The organism is Gammaproteobacteria bacterium (assembly GCA_021647245.1).
In the GTDB taxonomy this organism is placed as follows: domain Bacteria; phylum Pseudomonadota; class Gammaproteobacteria; order RBG-16-57-12; family RBG-16-57-12; genus JAFLJP01.
Genome location: JAKIVC010000027.1, coordinates 12,994 through 33,157, shown reverse-complemented (window position 1 = coordinate 33,157; position 20,164 = coordinate 12,994). Strand labels below are relative to the sequence as shown.

The following is a 20,164-nucleotide window of genomic DNA, read 5'->3' as shown; positions in this document are numbered from 1 at the left end:
CCAGCGCTCTGCTGATTCTCCTCTAATTCCAGGCCCTTTTTTACCCTAACTTTCTGGATTCAACCACACTTCACTGACAGCGACCCTATGTGTCAACCTAACCCCATACAGTCACTGTATGTGAAGGTGAAGGGGTCGGTCTGTACATAGGGCTGCGATTGCAGCTTAGGTGGTTATGCACTTCGAGGTTGAATCTGCCGTACATAAACAATGAAGAGTTGAGTAGTTACAATGAATGAAGGAGCATCACCAGATAGAATCCCGCGAATAGCAGAGGCTGGTGGATAAGATAGATCAACAGACTGTGACGACCACCTAACGCAAGAGAGCGAACCAAGCCGTTACGCGGCTGTGAGGTGGTACTCAACAACGGGTATTTTTCAATCAAACGCCCTAGGAACATGCCCAGTAGAACAACACCAAACCAGGGAAGAAACGGCACATAATCCACGGTACGCGGCCCTTGGGTCACCAAGCCAAACCAGTGTAGGGCGGGGGCATTGAACCACTCATGCTGGAATAGGTTTGCTGTCGCTATCAACAATACCCCCAGCAGTAGGTTCATCCAGTAAAAGCGTCGAAACAGCAAGCCAATAACGCTTGCAAGAGCGATAAAGTGTAAAATACCAAATAGAATCACTTTGTCTGGAAACACCAGGTAGCTGCCAAAGCTAACCAGCCCCGCTGCACCCACCAATAACATCAATCGAGTGCCATAGCGGCGTAGGTTAAGCCCCTTCCCTGCCGCCAATTGAAGGCTAATGCCCACTAGACAGAGAAAAAAAGTCACAATCAGGGTGCGGAAGTTGAGCCAAAATGGGTCACGGTAAAAGTCCACTTCAAGGTAATTGAAGTGGTTTAAGTCATAGGTAAAATGAAAAACAACCATCATGACGATCGCCACACCACGCGCTGCGTCGATTGCAATATAACGCGTACTGGGCACTCCCTTTACTACTGGAAAATTTGCTGACACCGATTAGCTCACCCATGTTGTCTATTTTTGTGGATAGTAAACACCACCTTTATGTTTTTCGCCATCGGCCGTTTTAAATAGAATCATCAGTTGATGCTTGCCGCCATGGCCCAGGTCATAACCAGCCATCATCCAGTCGCCCATTTTCATCGCTTTTTTGGTTTCTGATTCGCCACTGGGGTGCACCACTTTAGTATTCATAGTGAGGCCGCTGAGTGCCTTGCCATCTTTTTCGACTTTAATCATAAAGTCATGGCTACCGCCCATCTCTTTACCTGGTTTGGCCTTCATAACGTGGAAGGTCACATCGTAACCATCGATCTCTCTTTCAACCAAAAACATGCCGCCGCCCATTGCGGAGCCATGATCGCCATGGTCTGCGTGATCGTCCTGTCCACTGTGGTCACCGTGATCCATAGAGCCATGATCATGGCCATGCCCCCCGTCATGCTCACCCGCCGCCTGCAAAGGACCAGCGACCAGTAAAGCGGTCAATGTGATAATTGACAAAGATTTTATTGAGTTTTTCATTGTTGACTCCTGTGTTAAAAAATACCCATTATTTTATGGTGCTTGCTGTTTATATTTTTCCTGCATCTGCAATATCACCCCGTAAATAACCGGCAATACCAACAGACAAAGCAGTGTGACAGTGACCATGCCACCCACCATCGGTGCGGCAATACGTTGCATCACTTCAGACCCGGTGCCGCTGCCCCACATAATAGGCAACAGTCCGGCGGTGATGGCGGTAGCGGTCATAGCGATGGGGCGTACACGCTCTGAGGTGCCATGGTGTACCGCCGCCATAATTTCAGCCCCTGTTAAACGCCCACCCTTCGCTTTGCGCCGCCGGGCAAGCTCCTGATCAATAAAGGTGAGCACTAATACGCCTATCTCTGCCGCTACTCCCGCCAGGGCGATAAAACCGACCACCACGGCAACCGAGATATTGAAGCCCAGCAGGTAGATCAACCAAAATCCGCCGATCAAACCAAAGGGGATGGAGAGCATCACCACCAGTGGTGCGGTAATATTGCGGAAGTTGAAGTAGAGCAACAGAAAAATCAACAACAGCGTCGCGGGTACCACAATGCGCAACCTTTCAGCCGCCCGCTCCATATACTCAAACTGCCCCGACCAGACCAGGTCATACCCCGGCGGTATGCTGACCTGTTCAGCCACTACTTTTTTTGCTTTTGCCACATAGCCACCGATGTCAGATGTTTTAATATCCACGTAGACCCAGGCGTTGGGACGGGAGTTTTCACTCTTGATACTCGGGGGGCCACGGCGCAGTTGCAAGTCGGCCACCAGTGATAACGGAATCTGCGCCCCAGTGGGGGTTGGAATCAATACCCGTTTGAGGCTCTCCAGGTTGTCACGCAACTCACGGGGGTAGCGTACATTAACCGGATAGCGCTCCAGCCCCTCAACCGTGTAGGTGACATTCATACCGCCAATGGCGCTCTGTATCACATCCTGCACATCGCCGGTAGTCAGCCCGTAGCGTGAGGCCTCTTGCCGATCAATATCAAAATCAAGATAGTAACCACCCGCCGCTTTATCCGCAAAAGCCGACAGGGTATCAGGCAGTTGTTTCAGTGCCTGTTCAATCTCATTACCGACCGCCTCCAATACGTTCAAATCAGGGCCACTGACTTTGATACCAATCGGCGTTTTTATGCCGGTAGAGAGCATGTCAATTCGTGTCTTGATCGGCATGGTCCAGGCGTTAGAGAGACCGGGGAATTTGATCGCCGCATCCATCTCATCCATCAGCTCTTTGACTGTTTTACTGGGGTCAGGCCACTCATCTTTGGGCTTAAGTCGAATGGTTGTTTCCAGCATCGCCAGCGGTGCCGGATCGGTTGCGGTCTCGGCACGCCCTACTTTGCCGAAGACATGATGCACTTCAGGGAAAGATTTAATAATCTTATCCGTCTGTTGCAGCAGCTCTTTCGCCTTGGTGATGGAGATGCCGGGATAAGTCGTCGGCATATAGAGAATATCCCCTTCATTCAATGGCGGCATAAATTCGCTGCCCAATTTACTGAGTGGATAAAAAGTAACGGCCAATAGAATCAGTGCCAGAAACATCGTCAGCCAACGCCAGCGAATCGCCAGATTCAAGGTGGGAACATGAATAAAATGGAGGAATCGATTAACCGGGTTTTTTGACTCCGCCGGGATTTTCCCCCGAATAAAATAGCCCATCAAAACGGGCACCAAGGTGATTGCCAAAATAGCTGCCGCCGCCATAGCGTAGGTTTTAGTAAAGGCCAGCGGCGCAAACAGCCGCCCCTCTTGTGCTTGCAGGGTGAATACTGGCAGAAAGGAAACCGTAATAATCAGCAGCGAAAAAAACAGCGCCGGCCCGACCTCCCGCGAAGCTTCAGTCACCGCCTGCCATCGCTCCGATGACTGCAACTCGCGCCCCTTCTCTTTCACCATCTGTTCCAGATGTTTATGACAGTTTTCAATCATCACAATCGCCCCATCCACCATGGCTCCTATCGCAATAGCGATACCCCCTAGCGACATAATATTGGCATTAATCCCCTGCCATTTCATGAAAACAAAAGCGAGCAAAATACCAATAGGTAGCGAGAGAATAGCCACCAGCGCCGAGCGAGCGTGCATCAAAAAGATGATACAAATAAGGCTGACCACAAAGATCTCTTCGATCAATTTTGTTTTCAGGTTATCCACCGCCCGGGTAATCAGATCACCACGGTCATAAACCGGCACGATCTCCACCCCGTCCGGCAGGCCGGGTTTAAGCTCTTCCAGCTTGGCACGCACCCGCTCGATCACCGCCATGGCATTTTCACCGTAACGCATAATCACCACGCCACCCGCCACTTCGCCTTCACCATTCAACTCAGCAACACCACGGCGCAACTCTGGCCCGATCTGAATATGGGCGACATCTTGCAAACGAATCGGCGTACCCTTTTCATCCACACCCACGGGAATAACATTAAGGTCATCAATCGACTGGATATAGCCTGAACTACGTACCATATATTCGGTTTCCGCCATCTCGATCAACTTGCCGCCCACATCATTATTGGAGCGTTGAATGGCATGTTTTATTTTTGAGAGAGGAATGTTGTAGGCTAGAAGTGCATTGGGATCAACCTCCACCTGGTACTGCTTAACGTAACCACCCACCGAGGCCACTTCCGAAATCCCTTCAACAGTCTGCAACGGATAACGCAGATACCAATCCTGGATTGAGCGCAGCTCAGCCAGGTCGGTATTACCGGTTCTATCCACCAGCGCATACTCATAAATCCAACCCACACCCGTCGCATCAGGCCCTAGCGAAGGGGTTAAACCACTGGGCAGACGACCACTAACGTAGTTGAGATACTCCAGCACCCGCGAGCGTGCCCAGTACATGTCGGTACCATCATCAAAAATAATGTAGACAAACGAGAAGCCAAAAAAGGAGTAGCCACGCACCACTTTGGCATTCGGCACCGCCAGCATCGCCGTGGTGAGCGGATAGGTCACCTGATCTTCAACCACTTGCGGCGCTTGGCCAGGATATTCGGTGAAAACAATGACCTGCACATCGGAGAGGTCAGGAATCGCATCCAGCGGGGTGTTTTTCATTGACCACCAACCCGCCGCAACAATAATAATCGCCGCGATAATAATCAGGAAGCGGTTACGCAGAGAGGCATCAATGATACTAATGACCATTACTTAGACTCCCCCATGCTCATACCATCCATATCCATATCCGACATCTCCATCTCATCCATCTCCATGTCACTCATATCGGGCTCTGCCCTACCTTCCATCGCGGCCATCATTTTGGCAGTGGCTTCGCGCAGCTTGGATTCGGAATCAATCAGGAACTGGCTGGAGGTGACCACCTCTTCACCCTCCTCGATCCCGGAGAGAATCTGAGTAAACCCTTCAGCACTCACCCCCAAGGTCACTTCGCGGGGTTCAAACTTGCCCGGCTCACGCACCACAAACAGCTGCTCACGACTCCCCGAGCGGACAATCGCCTCTGAGGGCACCACAATCGCATCGGGCTGTGGATCAACATAGAGCGCCACATTGGCAAACATGCCCGGCTTGAGTGACTGATCGGCATTATCAAATTCCAGGCGCACCTGCACGGTGCGACTCTTACGATTCAGTATGGGGTGAATGAAGGTTATTTTTCCGTTGTAAGTTCGGCCCGGTGCTGCTCGAACGCGCATTTCAGCACGATCACCCAAGGCCAGCCAGCTCAGCTCATCCTCAAAAATATCCACATTGACCCAGATACGACTCAGATCAGCAATCAGGTAAAGCTCATCTTTAGGGGTCACATATTGCCCCTCCCGCACCCCAATGTGCATCACTCGCCCCTCAAAGGGTGAGTGAATGTGGAGCTCTTTTTTGATTTTTCGGCTCTGCTCCAACTCGCGAATTTGGTGTTCAGGTACATCAAATAGCTGCAAGCGATCACGGGCACTGGTGAGAAGGGTTCGAGCACTCTTTTTCATCTGCTCAGCACCGCTATTTTGCAGCGCCTCCCAGTTACTCAACGCCACCAGATACTCTTGTTGCGCGGCAACCAACTCGGGGGAGTAAATACCGAGTAAAATGGTATCTTTACTCACCTTTTTACCGGTCTGATCCACCTTCAACCTCTCAATCCAACCGGAAGTTTTTGGGTGCAGACGAGAGAGACGCTCCTCGTTAAAATCAACGCGCCCCAAACCATTCAACACCCGTGATAGCTCGCGTGTTTCAGCTAAGAACGTCCGCACCCCGATATTTTGCACGGTAACCGGATCGATGGTTACCGTACCCACGGGTTCATCTGCACCGCCATCATTGGCATAAACAGCGATATAATCCATGCCCATATCATCCTGCATAAAGACCGGCGAGGTGATGGCTGGATTCATTGGGTTACGATAGAAAAGTACCGCCTTCTCCTTCGGTTTCTCTTCATCTGCATAGACCGCGATATAGTCCATTCCCATCTCATCTTGCGTAAAGACGGGTGAAGTAATCGCCGGATTCATCGGGTTGCGATAAAACAGCACCTTTCGCTCGGAGGATGAATCCCCTGTCGCCACACCACCCCCTGTCACAGGTGAGCCTGATGTAAGATAACCCGCACCAAAACCGATACCCAGTGCGGTAATCACGGCTACGCTAATAAGCGCCTTACTCATAAACATTCTCCTCACCAACGGCGGCAACTAAGCGCGCCTTGGCCTGGTTCGCGGCACTTAATGCCTTCCAATATTGGGTTTCATAGTTATAAAGTGTGGTTTGACTGCGCACCAGGTCAAGAAAGTCGACCTTGCCTACCTGATAGCCCGCCAACATCGCATCAACCGTCTGACGCGCTTGCGGAATAATCTCCCGCTGAAAAAGCACGGTTCGCTCACGGGCGTAGTGGTAATCCGCCGCTGCCTGCTCTACTTGTGAGAGCACCTGATTACGTTGATCATGAAGCTGATACTGCTGTTGCAAGCGCTCAGCGTTGCGCTGGTCAACGCTCCGATCCTGTTTGCTGCCGGTGTAAAGGGGAAGATTCATGCTGAACATAATAGAACCGAGGTCGGCACGGCGGCCACCATCCGGATCACGGCCACTGCGCAGCCCATAGACCGCACCCACCTTAAAGTTGGGCGCATACTCTTTTTTCGCCAAATCAACCCGGCTGCGCGCCGCACTCAACCGCTCATTTTGCGCTTTCAGTTTCGGGCGAATAGCTTCAGCCTGTTGCTGCAACGTCTCTGAACTGCTCAACATCGGCAGTCCCTCTTCAACCAGCGCGGGTAGCTGAATCGTTTGCTGTGCCGGGCGATTCATCAACACATTCAGGCGTATCACCTCATTTTTGCGCATGTTTTCGGCACGCAGCGCACGATCACTCAATGTGGACAACTCCAAATGTGCCAACAAAATATCCTGCTGCAACCCTCGGCCAACCGTATAGCGCACCTCAGCGACATTCACAAACTGAGCCAATAAGATTTGATTTTGTGCAATCACCACCAGCGCCCGATCCAGGTAAAATATATTCCACCACACCGTTTTAACATCACGTACCAGTTGCAGCCGCTTCTCTGCTACGTCAGCCACTGCCGCGCCCGCCTCATGCAGAGCCGCCTCAGAACGCAATGCCAGTTTTCCGGGATAAGGCAGTGCCTGGGTAATACCCACCTGAAGTTGTGTCATCCCCTCCTGAGTAAAAGAGAAACTATCCAGTGGCAAATTGGCCAGATTAATAGAGAGCACCGGGTCGGGTAACGCTTCAGATTGATCAGGAATTTCCGCCAATGCCTGGGCTCTAGCATCAATCGCCGCCAAACCAGGATTAGCGCTCAAACTCTCGGCCACCGCACTCTCCAAAGAGAGCCATTCCGCCGCCTGCGCAGTGTGTAACCCCAACATCAGCGCCAATGCCAACAGCAGCCGTGTGAGCGAGTAACAACAATTTTGAGAACGAAAATACAAATCAGCTACCCCATGGATATTTTGGATTAAGAGTAGTGAATATCGGCTGTCACTTGGGTGACGATAGCATTACAATTTTGTAATGTTGCTGTCATACTCATGACAGACGCTGTGGACTAAGCTGTTAGAATGAAAATATTGATTGTTGAAGATGAAATTAAAACCGGCGAATACCTCAAGCAGGGGCTAGGTGAAGCAGGCTTTATTGTCGATCTGGCACATAACGGACTGGATGGCCACCACCTGGCAATGACCGGCGAGTATGACTTAATGGTGCTGGATATCATGCTGCCCGATGTCGACGGCTGGCGGATTTTGAAATCACTGCGGGAAGCAGGCAAAGAGGTTCCCGTGCTGTTTCTCACCGCTCGGGATAGTGTCGATGACAGAGTAAAAGGGCTGGAGCTGGGTGCTGATGACTACCTGGTCAAACCCTTCGCCTTCGCCGAACTGCTTGCTCGAGTGCGCACCCTGCTACGCCGCAGCAGCGCACCCGCCACCGAGATGAGCCTAAGAATCGCCGATCTGGAGCTGGATTTAGCCCGCCATCGCGCCAGTCGTAACGGCAAACGCATCCATCTTACCGCCAAAGAGTTCTCCCTGCTGGAACTGTTAGTTCGCCGCCAAGGTGAAGTGCTACCCCGCTCACTGATTGCCTCACAGGTTTGGGATATGAATTTCGACAGTGACACCAATGTCATCGATGTTGCCATTCGTCGTCTGCGTGGAAAAATCGATGATGACTTTACACTCAAGCTGATTCAGACCGTACGCGGCATGGGCTATATGATCGATACCCCGGATGATGGCCGTTAGATGAAACGCCCCATCTCACTCACCTACCGATTAACACTCTTCTTCAGCATCGCAGCCACCGTGGTTTTTCTGACCTTTGGCTGGCTCATCGAACGCTCAATCAACGAACACTTTGCCCAAGAAGATATCAAAGAGCTTAAAGTGATCGCCCAAGCGGTAGAGCGCGCACTCACCACACGGCATACCAACCCAAGCGGCATCAAACAGCGCCTGGATGACATTCTCATCGGCCACCACGGGCCACTACTCCACATCAAAACCCCAGCAGGCGAAACACTCTATCGCAGCCCCGGCCCCGACCTCTTATCGATCACAGAGAGCCAAAATAATATCCAGCTATGGCGTGATGAACACCACAGCTACCGCGTACTCATCCAACAGATCCCCGCTGAAAATGGCGGCCAGTATAGCGTCACCATCGCCGTCGCCATCGACTTCCACCTGCACTTTATCAAAGAGTTCCGCTACACCCTGTGGCTCATGGTGATACTGGGCATCATCGTCATGGGCGTATTGAGCTGGGTAGCGGTACGACAAGGCCACCGCCCACTGCACAACATTGTGCAACAAATAAGCCAAACCCGTGCCAGTCAACTCAACGCCCGTCTCAACCCTGAGGTAGTTCCCGCAGAACTCACCGAGCTAGCCCACTCGTTCAATGAACTACTCCAGCGCATGGAAGAGGCCTTCAACCGCCTCTCCAACTTTTCCGCCGACATCGCTCACGAGCTGCGCACCCCGGTGACCAACCTAATGACCCAAACCCAGGTTGCCCTCTCACAAGCGCGCAACACTGAAGAGTACCAAGAGATACTCTACTCCAACATTGAAGAGTATGAGCGCATGGCGCAAATGATCGGCGACATGCTCTTTTTAGCCAAAGCTGACAACAACCTAAGCCCGCTTAATACAGAAAATATCAATTTAAAAGCCGAACTGCTCAACCTATTCGACTACTACGAAGCCTGGGCAGAAGAGTGTCACGTTTCACTACGACTAGAAGGGAGCTGCCAGATTCAAGGTGACCGGCTAATGTTGCGGCGAGCATTAAGCAACCTGCTCTCCAATGCCATACGCCACACCCCGGCTGAACAGACAGTAACCGTACAACTGGAGCATAACGATAATCAAACGATCGTCCGGGTAAAAAACCCCGGCACCCCCATACCTGAAGAGCACCTCTCCAAACTCTTCGACCGCTTCTATCGTGTTGACCCCTCTCGCCAACGCAATGGAGAGGGCACGGGGCTAGGGCTGGCCATCGTAAAATCAATTATCGAAGCACACGGTGGCACCATTCAGGCCCACTCAAACGAAAAACAGACTCAATTCGTAGCCATACTTCACCACACCACCGCCAAAGCCATCGCTCAAATAACACGCGGGACAAAGACCACATAGCCCCCTTAAAGTGGACCCCAGATTCCAGACAGTAGTTTAAGCTGTACCCTGAAGGTCAGGAAATGAGTGAGCAGAAAAAACGCAAACTATACACTGCTGAATTCAAGTAAAAAGTGGAATTTGAAGCGCTCAAAGGTGTGAAAACGATCAACGAAATTAATCAGGCATATGGTGTCCGCCCCGTGCAAATGGGTCACAAAGGAAGGTGTTACGCACCTCCTATCTCTCTGCAAAACCCTTTCGAATAAGAGCCTTTCCATTACACTTTGGCGGTAACTTTAGAGATAGCTTCACAGGAGAACCCTATGAATAATACAGGCATAAAAAAACGGCTTAGAAAAATTGCTGTCGATGACAACACTTTGTCTAAGCCGCTTATAATTTGGTAGCGGGGACAGGATTTGAACCTATGACCTTCGGGTTATGAGCCCGACGAGCTACCAGACTGCTCCACCCCGCATCAACTTGTGGCGTATTCTAACAAAAAAAATTTAGAACGCAAGCGCTATTCATCAATCGTTGCTTTCTTATTGAATTAAAAATACTTTGTAGCTATTCCACGTGTTTATATTTCGCCTCAAATCGAGGTGTTTTCGCACACGCAGAGGAAACATTTAGGGCTTATGTGACCGATTAAGTACGAAAACAACCAAACATTGGGGGGGGCAAAAAATGAGTGCGTTGAGTCGTTACCCTGTTTTTTGTGCAATGACATAGGCAATGGCAAAGTCGCGCTCATCCGATAGTGAGAGAAATATCTCGCCTACCTGCATCTGCTCTGCCCGCTCTGCCGCTTTATCACTCAGGGTCACTTCTGGCTTACCCAAAGAGTCATTACTGATCACCACCTGCCGCATACTGATACCATCACGAAAACCACAGCCCAGGGATTTTACCACGGCCTCTTTTGCGGCAAACCGCTTGGCCAGGTGGTTGGCTTGATGGATCTGTTTGCGATACGTCGTCATTTCATCGTCTGAGAGTATCCGCTGGGCAAAGCGCTCTCCGTGACGCTCTATTCCCGCCGCCATTCTTGCAACGGCGACGATATCGGTGCCGATGCCCACGATCATGCGCGAGCGGATGCCATTAGGTTACGCATCTCAATCACCGCCGCTTGCAGGCCAGTAAAGAGTGCCCGCGCAATGATCGCATGACCAATATTCAGCTCTTTTATCTCAGCCAGTGTGGCGATTGGTTTTACATTTTGATAGTTAAGTCCGTGACCGGCATTCACTCGCAAGCCTATTGAGGCACCAAAGCTTACCGCCTTTTGAATGCGGACAAATTCGATTTCCCGCGCTTTTGCTGTTTTTGCATCGGCATAGTGGCCGGTATGAATTTCGATAACCGGCGCGCCCACCTCTTTGGCGGCTTCAATTTGTGCACAATCGGCATCGATAAAAAGTGAAACCCGAACATCCGCCTCTGCGAGTCGTTCGCACGCCTCTTTAATGCGTGTTTTCTGGGCTACAATTTCCAGCCCACCTTCGGTGGTCAACTCTTCCCGACGCTCGGGAACCAGGCAGCACTCTTCCGGTTGTATTTTTTCGGCAATGCTCAGCATCTCGTCGGTGACTGCCATCTCAAGATTCATTCGAGTCAGCAGGATATCCTTGAGCATTTCGACATCCCGATCTTGTATGTGACGGCGATCTTCGCGCAGGTGCAGTGTGATCGCATCCGCTCCCGCCTGCTCGACTTCGATCGCTGCCTGAATAGGGTCAGGGTAGCGTGTACCACGCGCCTGGCGCAGTGTCGCCACATGGTCAATATTGACACCCAGTAGAAGGTTACCTTGCTCTATCACGCGGACTCCTCAATCAGTTACTTTCATTTTTTGAATCAATTCTCGACTGTTCAGGGGTTTGTCACCCAGCAGTACAGCCAGCATTGTACGCATTAACTTTTTTGCTTCGCGGCGGCTGCGCTGTTGGCTTAAGTCACCGCTGGCAAGGTCAAGCAGTGTGCCACCGTGTAGTGGCAGGCCACTCTGTTCGCCATCTCGCCAGTGATAGGCACCGCGCATCGGCTGATAGTGGTAACGCTGCTCCGGTTGCAGTGCCTCACCGCTCGCCACCTCAGTTTCAAGGTTAAGAGCATACCCTAAATCATTCAGTAATCTTAATTCAAATTGCCGTAACAGCCACTCTAATTCAGCACCTTTTTCATCTTGTGATAACTGTTTAAGCAGCAGCTCGTACAGAGCATAGAGCGCCGGATAAGCTTCTTCGTGCTGTAGTAGTCGCACCAGTAGTTCGTTGATATAAAAGCCACTCATCATCGAGAGGCCACTCAACAAGTGCATGCTGCCATTCTCTTCGACCTGGTCAAGCGAATATAAGGGGCCACGTCCACGCCAGGAGAGTAATAACGGTCGATAGAGCTGAAAAAGAGGTGTCAGGGGCGACTTTTTTCGTCGCACCCCTTTGGCTACCAGGGCGATGCGCCCATGTTCCGGGGTAAATAATTCGAGGATGGCGCTGGTTTCTCGGTATGGACGACGGTGCAATAGGTAAGCAGGCTGCAAGCAAATACGCTGGCTGTTACTGGTCATCGTAGCCTAGGCTTCTCAGGGCGCGCTCATCATCTGACCACCCCTCTTTCACCTTCACCCACAACTCGAGATGCACTCTACCATCAAATAGTTTGTTCATATCCTTGCGCGCATCCTGACCCACTTTTTTCAGCACCTGACCACCTTTGCCGATTACGATAGCCTTTTGGCCTGAGCGCTCAACCCAGATCCGCGCACAGATATGAATACGCCCTTTCTCCTCTTTAAACTTTTCGATCTCGACCGTTAGAGCGTAGGGTAGCTCTTCGCCCAATGCCCGTATCAATTTTTCCCGAATAAGTTCCGCCGCCAGAAAGCGCATGCTGCGGTCGGTGACCTGATCTTCAGGGAACACCAGGGTGTCTGATTCTGGCAATAGCTGTTCGATTTCAGATTGCAGACGATCCAGGTTGTCGCTATTACGTGCAGAGACCGGCACCACGGCTACAAAATCACGCTTAGCCGATAACCTTTCGATGAGCGGTAACAGCTCACTTTTTTGTTTAATTTTATCCGTTTTATTGACGGCGAGAATAACCGGGACATCTACTTTTTGCAGGCGCTCCAGCACCATCTGGTCATCACCATTCCAGCGATCACCTTCGACCATGAAGACCACCACATTAACATCATCAATCGAGGCACTGGCTGCTCGGTTGAGGTAGCGATTCATCGCACGCTTGCCCTGCATGTGCATGCCGGGCGTATCGATATAGATCACTTGCGCTTGCGCGGTTGTTTTGATGCCAAGAATACGATGACGGGTGGTTTGTGGCTTGTGGGCAGTGATACTGATTTTTTGTTCGAGAATATAGTTCAACAGCGTTGATTTTCCGACATTGGGTCGCCCAATAATCGCCACATAACCACAACGAAAACCTTTGGCTAAATCATTCATTGTCCCAATATCTCCAAAAATACTTGTGCGGCTGTTTGCTCCGCTTTACGACGGCTAGAACCCCGCCCCTCGGTCACCTGCTCTAACCCTTCGATCTGGCAGGAGATAATAAATTGTTGTTCATGCGCCTCACCCTCAAGTGAGACTAATGCATAGACAGGCAGCGGTTTTTTTCGCCCCTGCAGATACTCCTGAAGACGGGTTTTAGGGTCTTTTATGGTCACATTGGGTGAGATTGTTTTTAGCCGTTCAGCAAACAAGCGCAGCAGTAACGCCTTCGCCTCTTCAAACCCGCCATCCAGATAGACCGCGCCGATAATAGCCTCAAAGGCATCTGCCAATATCGATTGCCGACGAAAGCCACCGCTTTTCATCTCCCCCTGACCAAGGGAGAGATACTCACCCAGCTCGAGATCTTTGGCTAACAGGGCTAATGTTTCACCTTTCACCAAGCTGGATCGCAAGCGACTGAGAACCCCCTCACTTTCGCGGGGAAACTGCTGGAACAGCTGCGCCGCAATAACGAAGTTGAGAATCGAGTCCCCCAGAAACTCCAGCCGTTCATTGTTATTTGACCCCACACTGCGGTGAGTGAGCGCCTGAAGCAACAGCGCACTGTTTTGAAACGAGTATTGAAGGGTGCGCGATAGCTTTGCTATATCAGCCATTAATAGTCACTCGCACCTATCTCCTCTTCGAATGAGATGATTAAATCAATATTCCCAAACAGCCGAGTTCGGTCTTCATAAAACAGATAGAGCGAGACACTACCATCTGGCCCAATCTCAATATCTACATCACGGTCATCAATTACTCGAATATTTTCAATACTGAAACGACTACTCAGACCTTTTCTAACCTCCTTCAAGTTCATCTCTTGCTGCTCGGATTGCTGAACAAGGCGTTTCATGGCAGAGACAATCTGACTATTTTCCAGATAAATAGGTGTTACTTTAATGGCGACCAACGCAAAAATAACCACTACAGCCAAAACCAGCATCAGCGACATCATTGACATGCCGCCCTCTCTTCTCATGTTGCGCATACTGCCCCCTTAGTCAATCAATGTTCCGATACGGCCCCAGCCAACGCCACCATCCAGGCTCATCCAGATCAATACCGCTTTGCCCACTAGATTCTCTTCAGGTACAAAGCCCCAGACGCGACTATCATTACTATTGTCACGGTTATCGCCCATGACAAAATAGTGCCCTTCAGGAACCGTCAACTCGCCACTCATCGAGGCTCGGTCAGGGTTAATCAAAATCTGGTGTTTAACGCTACCCAGCTGCTCACTTAACAAGTGATTTCCGGTCATATTGAAGCCGGCACCCACCCCTTCATAAGGGTGGAGAAACTCCTGTTTAACCGCTTCACCATTAATATATATCTGCTTATTGATATAACCAACGGTGTCACCCGGCAAGCCAACAACACGTTTTATATAATCAATATCAGGATCTTCGGGGAAGCGAAAAACCACCACATCGGCGCGCTCCGGTTCGCCCAGCTCTAATATTTTATGGTGAGTCACCGGCAGGCGAAGACCGTAGCTGAACTTATTCACCATGATAAAATCGCCCACCAACAGTGTCGGCATCATTGAACCCGATGGAATGCGAAAAGGCTCCATCAGGAATGAGCGTAAGATCAGCACAATTAATATAACGGGGAAGAATGAACGGGCATACTCAATCAGCACCGGCTCACGCTTTAGCTGTGCTTGCAGGTTAACCTCACTCTCGCCTAATTCGGGCCTCAGAGCTTCCGCCTTCGCAGTACGAGCGGGCTTCCACCACACCACATCAAGCAGCCATATTAAGCCACACACCAGCAGTGCCCATACCATTATCAGCTCAAAATCGACATTCATTTTATTATTTTTTCCCTACATCCAGTACCGCCAGGAAGGCTTCTTGAGGAATCTCTACTGAGCCGATCTGTTTCATACGTTTTTTACCCGCCTTCTGCTTTTCAAGCAGCTTGCGCTTGCGAGAAATATCACCGCCGTAACATTTCGCGGTGACATTTTTGCGGAGTGCTTTCACCGTTGAGCGAGCGATAATTTGCGTGCCAATCGCCGCCTGAATAGCCACATCGAACATTTGCCGGGAGATAATCTCTTTCATTTTATCCACCAAGTCACGTCCACGGTGTTGTGCCTGGTCACGATGAACAATCACCGCTAGCGCATCCACTTTATCACCATTGATCATAATATCCAGCCGCACCATATTAGCCTCTTGAAAGCGATTAAAGCTATATTCCATGGAGGCGTAACCTTTGGACACCGATTTCAGGCGATCAAAAAAGTTGAGCACCACTTCAGCCATTGGCAACTCATATGTCAGTGTGACCTGGCTACCGCTATAGTGCATATTTTTTTGTACACCGCGTTTTTCAACGCAGAGGGTAATGACATTGCCCAAAAACTCCTGTGGCACCATGATACTGGCATCAATAATTGGCTCACGCATCTCTTCAATATGGTTGACTTCAGGTAGCTTGGCTGGATTGTCGATGGATAATATATTCCCTTTTGTATCCAGAACCTCGTACACCACGGTGGGAGCGGTGGTGATCAAGTCAATATCATGCTCTCGCTCCAGCCGCTCCTGGATGATCTCCATATGCAGCATACCCAGAAAACCACAGCGAAAACCAAAGCCCAACGCGGTTGAGTTTTCTGGCTCATAAAAAAGTGCCGAGTCGTTAATGCGCAGCTTGCTCAACGCATCGCGTAACCCTTCATAATCTTCAGCATTCACCGGAAACAGCCCAGCAAATACCCGTGGCTTTATCTCTTGAAATCCGGGCAAAATATCTTGCGCCGGGTTGTTGGCACCGGTAATCGTATCCCCTACCGGCGCACCATCAATCTCTTTAATACTACCATTCAGGAAACCCACCTCACCGGGACGTAACTCAGTGGTTTCGGTACGCTTGGGTGTAAAGATCCCCACTTTGTCTGCAATATGGACATTACCATTCGACATAATTTTAAACTTCTGCCCCTTGCGCAACACCCCGTGCTTCACCCGCACCAGTGACACCACGCCAAGGTAATTATCAAACCAGGAGTCGATAATCAGTGCCTGCAAGGGGGCATCAGGGTCACCCTCAGGTGGTGGAATCTCTTTCACCAGCCGTTCCAACACCTCCTCGACACCCACGCCGGTTTTGGCACTGCAGCGCACCGCATCCATGGCATCAATGCCAATAATATCTTCAATTTCAGCGGTTACTTTGTCGGGATCTGCGGAGGGCAGGTCAATTTTATTAAGCACCGGCACCACTTCGAGACCCTGCTCGATGGCGGTATAGCAGTTGGCAACGCTTTGTGCCTCGACCCCCTGTGCCGCATCCACCACCAGCAGCGCGCCCTCACAGGCGGCCAGTGAGCGGGAGACCTCATACGAAAAATCAACATGCCCCGGTGTATCAATAAAATTGAGCCGATATGTGTGACCATCGGCCGCTTTATAATTTAGCGTGACGCTTTGCGCCTTGATAGTGATACCGCGCTCACGCTCAATATCCATGGAGTCCAAAACCTGTGCCTCCATTTCTCGCTCAGCGAGCCCGCCACACACTTGAATAAAACGATCTGCCAATGTCGACTTGCCATGATCAATATGGGCGATGATTGAAAAATTTCGGATGTACTTCATCTCGGACACAAGGTTTTCTCACTCAGAATGGGGCCAAACCAAAACAAAAAAGGCGTCTAGGACGCCTTTTTTGAAAATGATGCGCTAGGCTGTCAATACCAAGCGCGGATTATAGCCCGAATAGGCCATAAATTATGCATAATCTTTACGCAAATTTATGAAACCTCCGGGGAAGTACTTTTTCGACTCTGATTGAAGTGTTGTCGTAGTGCTAACTCATCTAAGTGGTAATGACATATCTTAGCTTCTCCCGCCATCAATACCGGGACCCACTCACCAAAACGCTGCTCCAGAGTGGTATCGCCTTCAATATCAACCCAAGAAACATCAAAGCCCAGCGATGCTTGATAGGGGAGCAGTGCCTCAAGCATCACGCCACAAAGCGAGCAATAGTCATGACCGTAAACGGTGAGCTGCACCCTATCCACGGTATCAATCCAGTTTCAACGCCAGGAACAGCGGGGCCTTACCTCGCTGTACCAATACTCGAATGCTCTTACCGCTTGGCAAGCCTTCTTCCAGCTCAGAGAATTGGGCCACGTTGGTAATCTCTTCGTTATTGAGCATCAAGATAACATCTCCTCGCCGAATCCCCGCTTTTTTAGCCGCACCCGTATCAACCGAAAGCACCAGAACTCCACCCGACTCGACACCCGAGCGGCGACGCTGCTCGCTGTTTAAATCGGCTACTTGCAAGTTCAAACGACCACCGGCTGTTATTGCCGGTGTACTATCCACCGCAGCCACCACCTCTTCACCAGGCAGCTCGCCCAACACCACCTTTAAGGTGATTGTTTTGCCATTGCGCACAACCTTCACCTTGGTGGCGCTGCCCACCGCCGTCATGCCCACAAGTGGCGGCAGACTAGATGAACGTGCAAGTGTTTTGCCGTTAAACTCCACAATAACATCGCCCACTCGCAAGCCCGCTTTTTGCGCAGGGCTATCGGGCATCACCTGAGAGACCAAAGCCCCTTCCGGACGCGCCATGTTCATTGACTCAGCCAGCTCCCGGGTCACATCCTGAATCAGCACACCTAACCAGCCGCGAGAGACGAAACCCTGATCCTTTATCTGCTCGACCACGCCCATTGCCACCTCAATAGGGATCGCAAATGAGAGCCCCATAAAGCCACCGGTACGACTGAATATCTGCGAGTTAACCCCGATCACATTACCCTCCACATCAAACAGCGGGCCACCCGAGTTACCTGGGTTGATTGCAACATCGGTTTGGATAAAGGGAACATAGTTATCACGTGGCAAGCTGCGGCCTGTGGCGCTGACAATACCGGCGGTCACTGTTGCCTCAAAACCAAAAGGTGAGCCAATAGCCAGTACCCATTCACCCACTTTCACATCACTGTGACGTTGCAGCTTGACCACAGGAAGGTCATCGGCATCGACTTTCAACAGCGCAATATCACTCTTTTTATCCGAACCAACGACTTTAGCCAGTAGCTCACGCCGGTCAGAGAGCCGAACGATGATCTCATCGGCATCTTTAATAACATGATGATTTGTGAGCACATAACCGTCACTCGAGATGATAAAACCCGAGCCAAGCGACTCATTTTTAAACTCTTCAAACTCACGCTTATTGCCATTTTTATCATCAAAAAAGTGCCTAAAAAGATCGCCAAACGGCCCTTCCGGCATATTGGGCATACTGGGTAGACCGTGGGGATTGCGCAATTTTGGATGCTGTATTTTTTGAGTAGTGCTTATATTTACAATGGCCGGGCTGTATTTATCCACCAGCTTTGTAAAGTTTGGCAGGCCACTGTCGGCCAGAGCAGCACTCTGTAAACAAAGCAGCGCTATTAATAGCAAAACTGTAAATTTAGCATACACAACACAGCGTATCTTTAACATTTCAACTCCCAGTCACTCATTCAAACCCTCCTACTCCACACATCGAAACTCGATATGACGTGTAGATTAGGACTCATGATTAAACTTTACTATTTTCACCGCTTCATTTTCACGCCGCAAAATCACGGCTTGAAAGCGTTCATCTTCCGCCAGTTGCTTACTCAGATACTTTAAGAGAACAAAACCCAACAATAATCCACCCAGACCCGCCAAAATAGTGATGCCTTCACTTGAGAACAGCTGCTCAAAAACAAAAGCAAAAACAAATAACAGCAGAAGAGGTAAAATATAGGCGTAGAGCGAGCCTTTCAAGAGTGCTTGCTCTTGCAAACCAATCACAACCCGCTCACCTACCCGTGCTTTGGCCTGGTTGATCGCCTTCAGTTGTGTTCTCTTTTGTCCCATTACTTTTTGTAAAGTAGCGGTTCCACACCCTTTGTTCGCCGCACAGCTGTTACAACTTGAAGCACGCTCACTCTCGACCCATGCAAAGTTATCATCAACAGCAACCACCGTGGCACTCTCTTCAATCATTTTCAGCCACAGACTCAGCAATTAGCGTGACCGTTTCCAGAGGCACATCGCCCACCACAACCACCACATAATCACCCAGCAAGCGCCCAAAACCATTCAGCGCTCCCACACGGAACTCGCCGACACGAGGCTCTGCACTGCTGTCTTCTTTTTCAATGAAAATAGAGATGGAGGCGAGACCATCAGAAATCAACAGGTGCTCAACCGGAGATGCGCTCTCCTCACGCAAATTCCGCGACTTCAGCGAAAACCCATCCGGTAGCTCAGTAATATGCCAGCGACTTTCCCCTGCATCTTCCAGTGTGACAGGGGGGGGCTGGCGATACCATTTATAGTCGGTCAGATCGATCTTGGGAGATATGAGTTCGTGGGGAATTTGGTCGACCAGATGAATATCTGTAAACATAATGCGCTCGATCGCTTTGCCGTCGCCATCCAACAGGTCAGAGCGCAGTAGAAGCCCTTCAGGTGAAACCCAGAAGCGGTAACCGTAACGGTAAACATCTTTCGGTTTAAAGTCGATACGCTGGGTAACAACACCTGCGATACGCTCTTTCCTGCCCAGAGAGAGATGGTAGTATTTCTCAAATAACTTTAAGCTTTCAGGCTGAATAAAGGGTGACGTTGCAAGGTTGTTGCGGTGAGCTACCAGCACCACCTTCTCTTCAGGAAAGATGCTGGTCACCAAATCATTATTACGAATAATTTCACGGGCAGCGCCATTCAGGTGAACCAGTCGCTCGCGCTCACCCTCGGCACTGCTTGAGTGAACCACCATCATCGACTCAAGTTGATCATCATGTGCGTAGACAAATGTTCCGTGATAGTTAAGTCCTTTTTGCGCATCTCCAATTTTTTGCAACCACCCCAGCGCATCCACTGGCTGGGCAGAGAGTGCTGTTGTTCCGCATATAAGGAGAACCAGAAATGAGCAAACCCTCAACATA

At 50.3% G+C, this 20,164-nt stretch carries 19 protein-coding genes and 1 tRNA gene; 2 read left to right on the top strand and 18 right to left on the bottom strand.

Annotated elements, in window-relative coordinates:
• Positions 1–226 precede the first annotated feature (226 nt).
• Genes L3J94_09095 through L3J94_09075 form a run of 5 tightly spaced genes read right to left on the bottom strand, consistent with a single transcriptional unit; the run spans position 227 to position 7,402 of the window.
• Positions 227–976, bottom strand: coding sequence for a DUF1624 domain-containing protein (locus tag L3J94_09095; protein MCF6218893.1), 750 nt, complete (start codon positions 974–976; stop codon positions 227–229).
• A gap of 21 nt (positions 977–997) precedes the next feature.
• Positions 998–1,507 (bottom strand): hypothetical protein, encoded by a 510-nt coding sequence (locus L3J94_09090; GenBank protein ID MCF6218892.1) that lies wholly within the window; start codon positions 1,505–1,507, stop codon positions 998–1,000.
• Positions 1,508–1,540: 33 nt separating this feature from the next.
• Positions 1,541–4,690: an efflux RND transporter permease subunit gene (locus L3J94_09085; GenBank protein ID MCF6218891.1), complete on the bottom strand. Its 3,150-nt coding sequence runs from the start codon at positions 4,688–4,690 to the stop codon at positions 1,541–1,543.
• Positions 4,690–6,171, bottom strand: coding sequence for an efflux RND transporter periplasmic adaptor subunit (locus tag L3J94_09080; protein MCF6218890.1), 1,482 nt, complete (start codon positions 6,169–6,171; stop codon positions 4,690–4,692). Before L3J94_09080 ends, L3J94_09085 begins: the two co-directional genes overlap by 1 nt.
• Positions 6,164–7,402 (bottom strand): TolC family protein, encoded by a 1,239-nt coding sequence (locus L3J94_09075; GenBank protein ID MCF6218889.1) that lies wholly within the window; start codon positions 7,400–7,402, stop codon positions 6,164–6,166. The genes L3J94_09080 and L3J94_09075 overlap by 8 nt, the downstream gene beginning before the upstream one ends.
• Before the next feature lie 192 nt (positions 7,403–7,594).
• Between L3J94_09075 and L3J94_09070 the strand changes: the two genes are divergently transcribed.
• Complete coding sequence (locus L3J94_09070; protein MCF6218888.1) at positions 7,595–8,281, top strand: heavy metal response regulator transcription factor; 687 nt, start codon at positions 7,595–7,597, stop codon at positions 8,279–8,281.
• Positions 8,282–9,682: a heavy metal sensor histidine kinase gene (locus tag L3J94_09065; GenBank protein ID MCF6218887.1), complete on the top strand. Its 1,401-nt coding sequence runs from the start codon at positions 8,282–8,284 to the stop codon at positions 9,680–9,682. It begins immediately after the preceding gene.
• 383 nt (positions 9,683–10,065) lie between these two features.
• On the opposite strand, the gene L3J94_09060 is transcribed toward L3J94_09065, so the two are convergent.
• From L3J94_09060 to L3J94_09000, 13 genes are all read right to left on the bottom strand, one after another.
• Positions 10,066–10,142 (bottom strand) — tRNA-Met (locus L3J94_09060).
• 229 nt (positions 10,143–10,371) lie between these two features.
• Entirely contained in the window at positions 10,372–10,755 is a 384-nt protein-coding gene (acpS, locus tag L3J94_09055) for a holo-ACP synthase (protein MCF6218886.1), read from the bottom strand.
• The gene (gene pdxJ / locus L3J94_09050; GenBank protein MCF6218885.1) at positions 10,752–11,492 is read right to left on the bottom strand and encodes a pyridoxine 5'-phosphate synthase; all 741 of its coding nucleotides are present in this window, start codon (positions 11,490–11,492) and stop codon (positions 10,752–10,754) included. Before pdxJ ends, acpS begins: the two co-directional genes overlap by 4 nt.
• 9 nt (positions 11,493–11,501) lie before the next feature.
• Positions 11,502–12,239 carry a DNA repair protein RecO gene (recO, locus tag L3J94_09045; GenBank protein ID MCF6218884.1) on the bottom strand — a complete coding sequence of 246 codons (738 nt, stop codon included), beginning with the start codon at positions 12,237–12,239 and terminating at the stop codon, positions 11,502–11,504.
• Positions 12,229–13,137: a GTPase Era gene (era, locus tag L3J94_09040; protein ID MCF6218883.1), complete on the bottom strand. Its 909-nt coding sequence runs from the start codon at positions 13,135–13,137 to the stop codon at positions 12,229–12,231. Before era ends, recO begins: the two co-directional genes overlap by 11 nt.
• The gene (gene rnc, locus L3J94_09035) at positions 13,134–13,805 is read right to left on the bottom strand and encodes a ribonuclease III (GenBank protein ID MCF6218882.1); all 672 of its coding nucleotides are present in this window, start codon (positions 13,803–13,805) and stop codon (positions 13,134–13,136) included. The genes era and rnc overlap by 4 nt, the downstream gene beginning before the upstream one ends.
• Positions 13,805–14,182: a DUF4845 domain-containing protein gene (locus L3J94_09030; protein MCF6218881.1), complete on the bottom strand. Its 378-nt coding sequence runs from the start codon at positions 14,180–14,182 to the stop codon at positions 13,805–13,807. Before L3J94_09030 ends, rnc begins: the two co-directional genes overlap by 1 nt.
• Before the next feature lie 9 nt (positions 14,183–14,191).
• Positions 14,192–15,010 carry a signal peptidase I gene (gene lepB, locus L3J94_09025; protein MCF6218880.1) on the bottom strand — a complete coding sequence of 273 codons (819 nt, stop codon included), beginning with the start codon at positions 15,008–15,010 and terminating at the stop codon, positions 14,192–14,194.
• A gap of 4 nt (positions 15,011–15,014) precedes the next feature.
• Positions 15,015–16,808, bottom strand: coding sequence for a translation elongation factor 4 (gene lepA, locus L3J94_09020; protein MCF6218879.1), 1,794 nt, complete (start codon positions 16,806–16,808; stop codon positions 15,015–15,017).
• 155 nt (positions 16,809–16,963) lie between these two features.
• Complete coding sequence (locus L3J94_09015; protein MCF6218878.1) at positions 16,964–17,236, bottom strand: glutaredoxin family protein; 273 nt, start codon at positions 17,234–17,236, stop codon at positions 16,964–16,966.
• Between the two features lie 4 nt (positions 17,237–17,240).
• Positions 17,241–18,683 carry a DegQ family serine endoprotease gene (locus L3J94_09010; protein MCF6218877.1) on the bottom strand — a complete coding sequence of 481 codons (1,443 nt, stop codon included), beginning with the start codon at positions 18,681–18,683 and terminating at the stop codon, positions 17,241–17,243.
• 66 nt (positions 18,684–18,749) lie between these two features.
• Positions 18,750–19,217: a SoxR reducing system RseC family protein gene (locus L3J94_09005; protein MCF6218876.1), complete on the bottom strand. Its 468-nt coding sequence runs from the start codon at positions 19,215–19,217 to the stop codon at positions 18,750–18,752.
• Positions 19,210–20,163, bottom strand: coding sequence for a MucB/RseB C-terminal domain-containing protein (locus tag L3J94_09000; GenBank protein MCF6218875.1), 954 nt, complete (start codon positions 20,161–20,163; stop codon positions 19,210–19,212). Before L3J94_09000 ends, L3J94_09005 begins: the two co-directional genes overlap by 8 nt.
• Between the last annotated feature and the right edge of the window lies 1 nt (position 20,164).

Bases quoted from the DNA above. Each gene is read 5' to 3' on its own strand.
- L3J94_09080 (MCF6218890.1), bottom strand. From the start codon at position 6,171: ATGAGTAAGGCGCTTATTAGCGTAGCCGTGATTACCGCACTGGGTATC.
- L3J94_09070 (MCF6218888.1), top strand. From the start codon at position 7,595: ATGAAAATATTGATTGTTGAAGATGAAATTAAAACCGGCGAATACCTC.
- L3J94_09005 (MCF6218876.1), bottom strand. From the start codon at position 19,217: ATGATTGAAGAGAGTGCCACGGTGGTTGCTGTTGATGATAACTTTGCA.
- acpS (MCF6218886.1), bottom strand. From the start codon at position 10,755: ATGATCGTGGGCATCGGCACCGATATCGTCGCCGTTGCAAGAATGGCG.
- L3J94_09010 (MCF6218877.1), bottom strand. From the start codon at position 18,683: ATGTTAAAGATACGCTGTGTTGTGTATGCTAAATTTACAGTTTTGCTA.
- lepA (MCF6218879.1), bottom strand. From the start codon at position 16,808: ATGAAGTACATCCGAAATTTTTCAATCATCGCCCATATTGATCATGGC.
- L3J94_09085 (MCF6218891.1), bottom strand. From the start codon at position 4,690: ATGGTCATTAGTATCATTGATGCCTCTCTGCGTAACCGCTTCCTGATT.
- L3J94_09090 (MCF6218892.1), bottom strand. From the start codon at position 1,507: ATGAAAAACTCAATAAAATCTTTGTCAATTATCACATTGACCGCTTTA.
- L3J94_09030 (MCF6218881.1), bottom strand. From the start codon at position 14,182: ATGCGCAACATGAGAAGAGAGGGCGGCATGTCAATGATGTCGCTGATG.
- era (MCF6218883.1), bottom strand. From the start codon at position 13,137: ATGAATGATTTAGCCAAAGGTTTTCGTTGTGGTTATGTGGCGATTATT.
- L3J94_09065 (MCF6218887.1), top strand. From the start codon at position 8,282: ATGAAACGCCCCATCTCACTCACCTACCGATTAACACTCTTCTTCAGC.
- lepB (MCF6218880.1), bottom strand. From the start codon at position 15,010: ATGAATGTCGATTTTGAGCTGATAATGGTATGGGCACTGCTGGTGTGT.
- L3J94_09075 (MCF6218889.1), bottom strand. From the start codon at position 7,402: ATGTTGGGGTTACACACTGCGCAGGCGGCGGAATGGCTCTCTTTGGAG.
- recO (MCF6218884.1), bottom strand. From the start codon at position 12,239: ATGACCAGTAACAGCCAGCGTATTTGCTTGCAGCCTGCTTACCTATTG.
- rnc (MCF6218882.1), bottom strand. From the start codon at position 13,805: ATGGCTGATATAGCAAAGCTATCGCGCACCCTTCAATACTCGTTTCAA.
- L3J94_09000 (MCF6218875.1), bottom strand. From the start codon at position 20,163: ATGTTGAGGGTTTGCTCATTTCTGGTTCTCCTTATATGCGGAACAACA.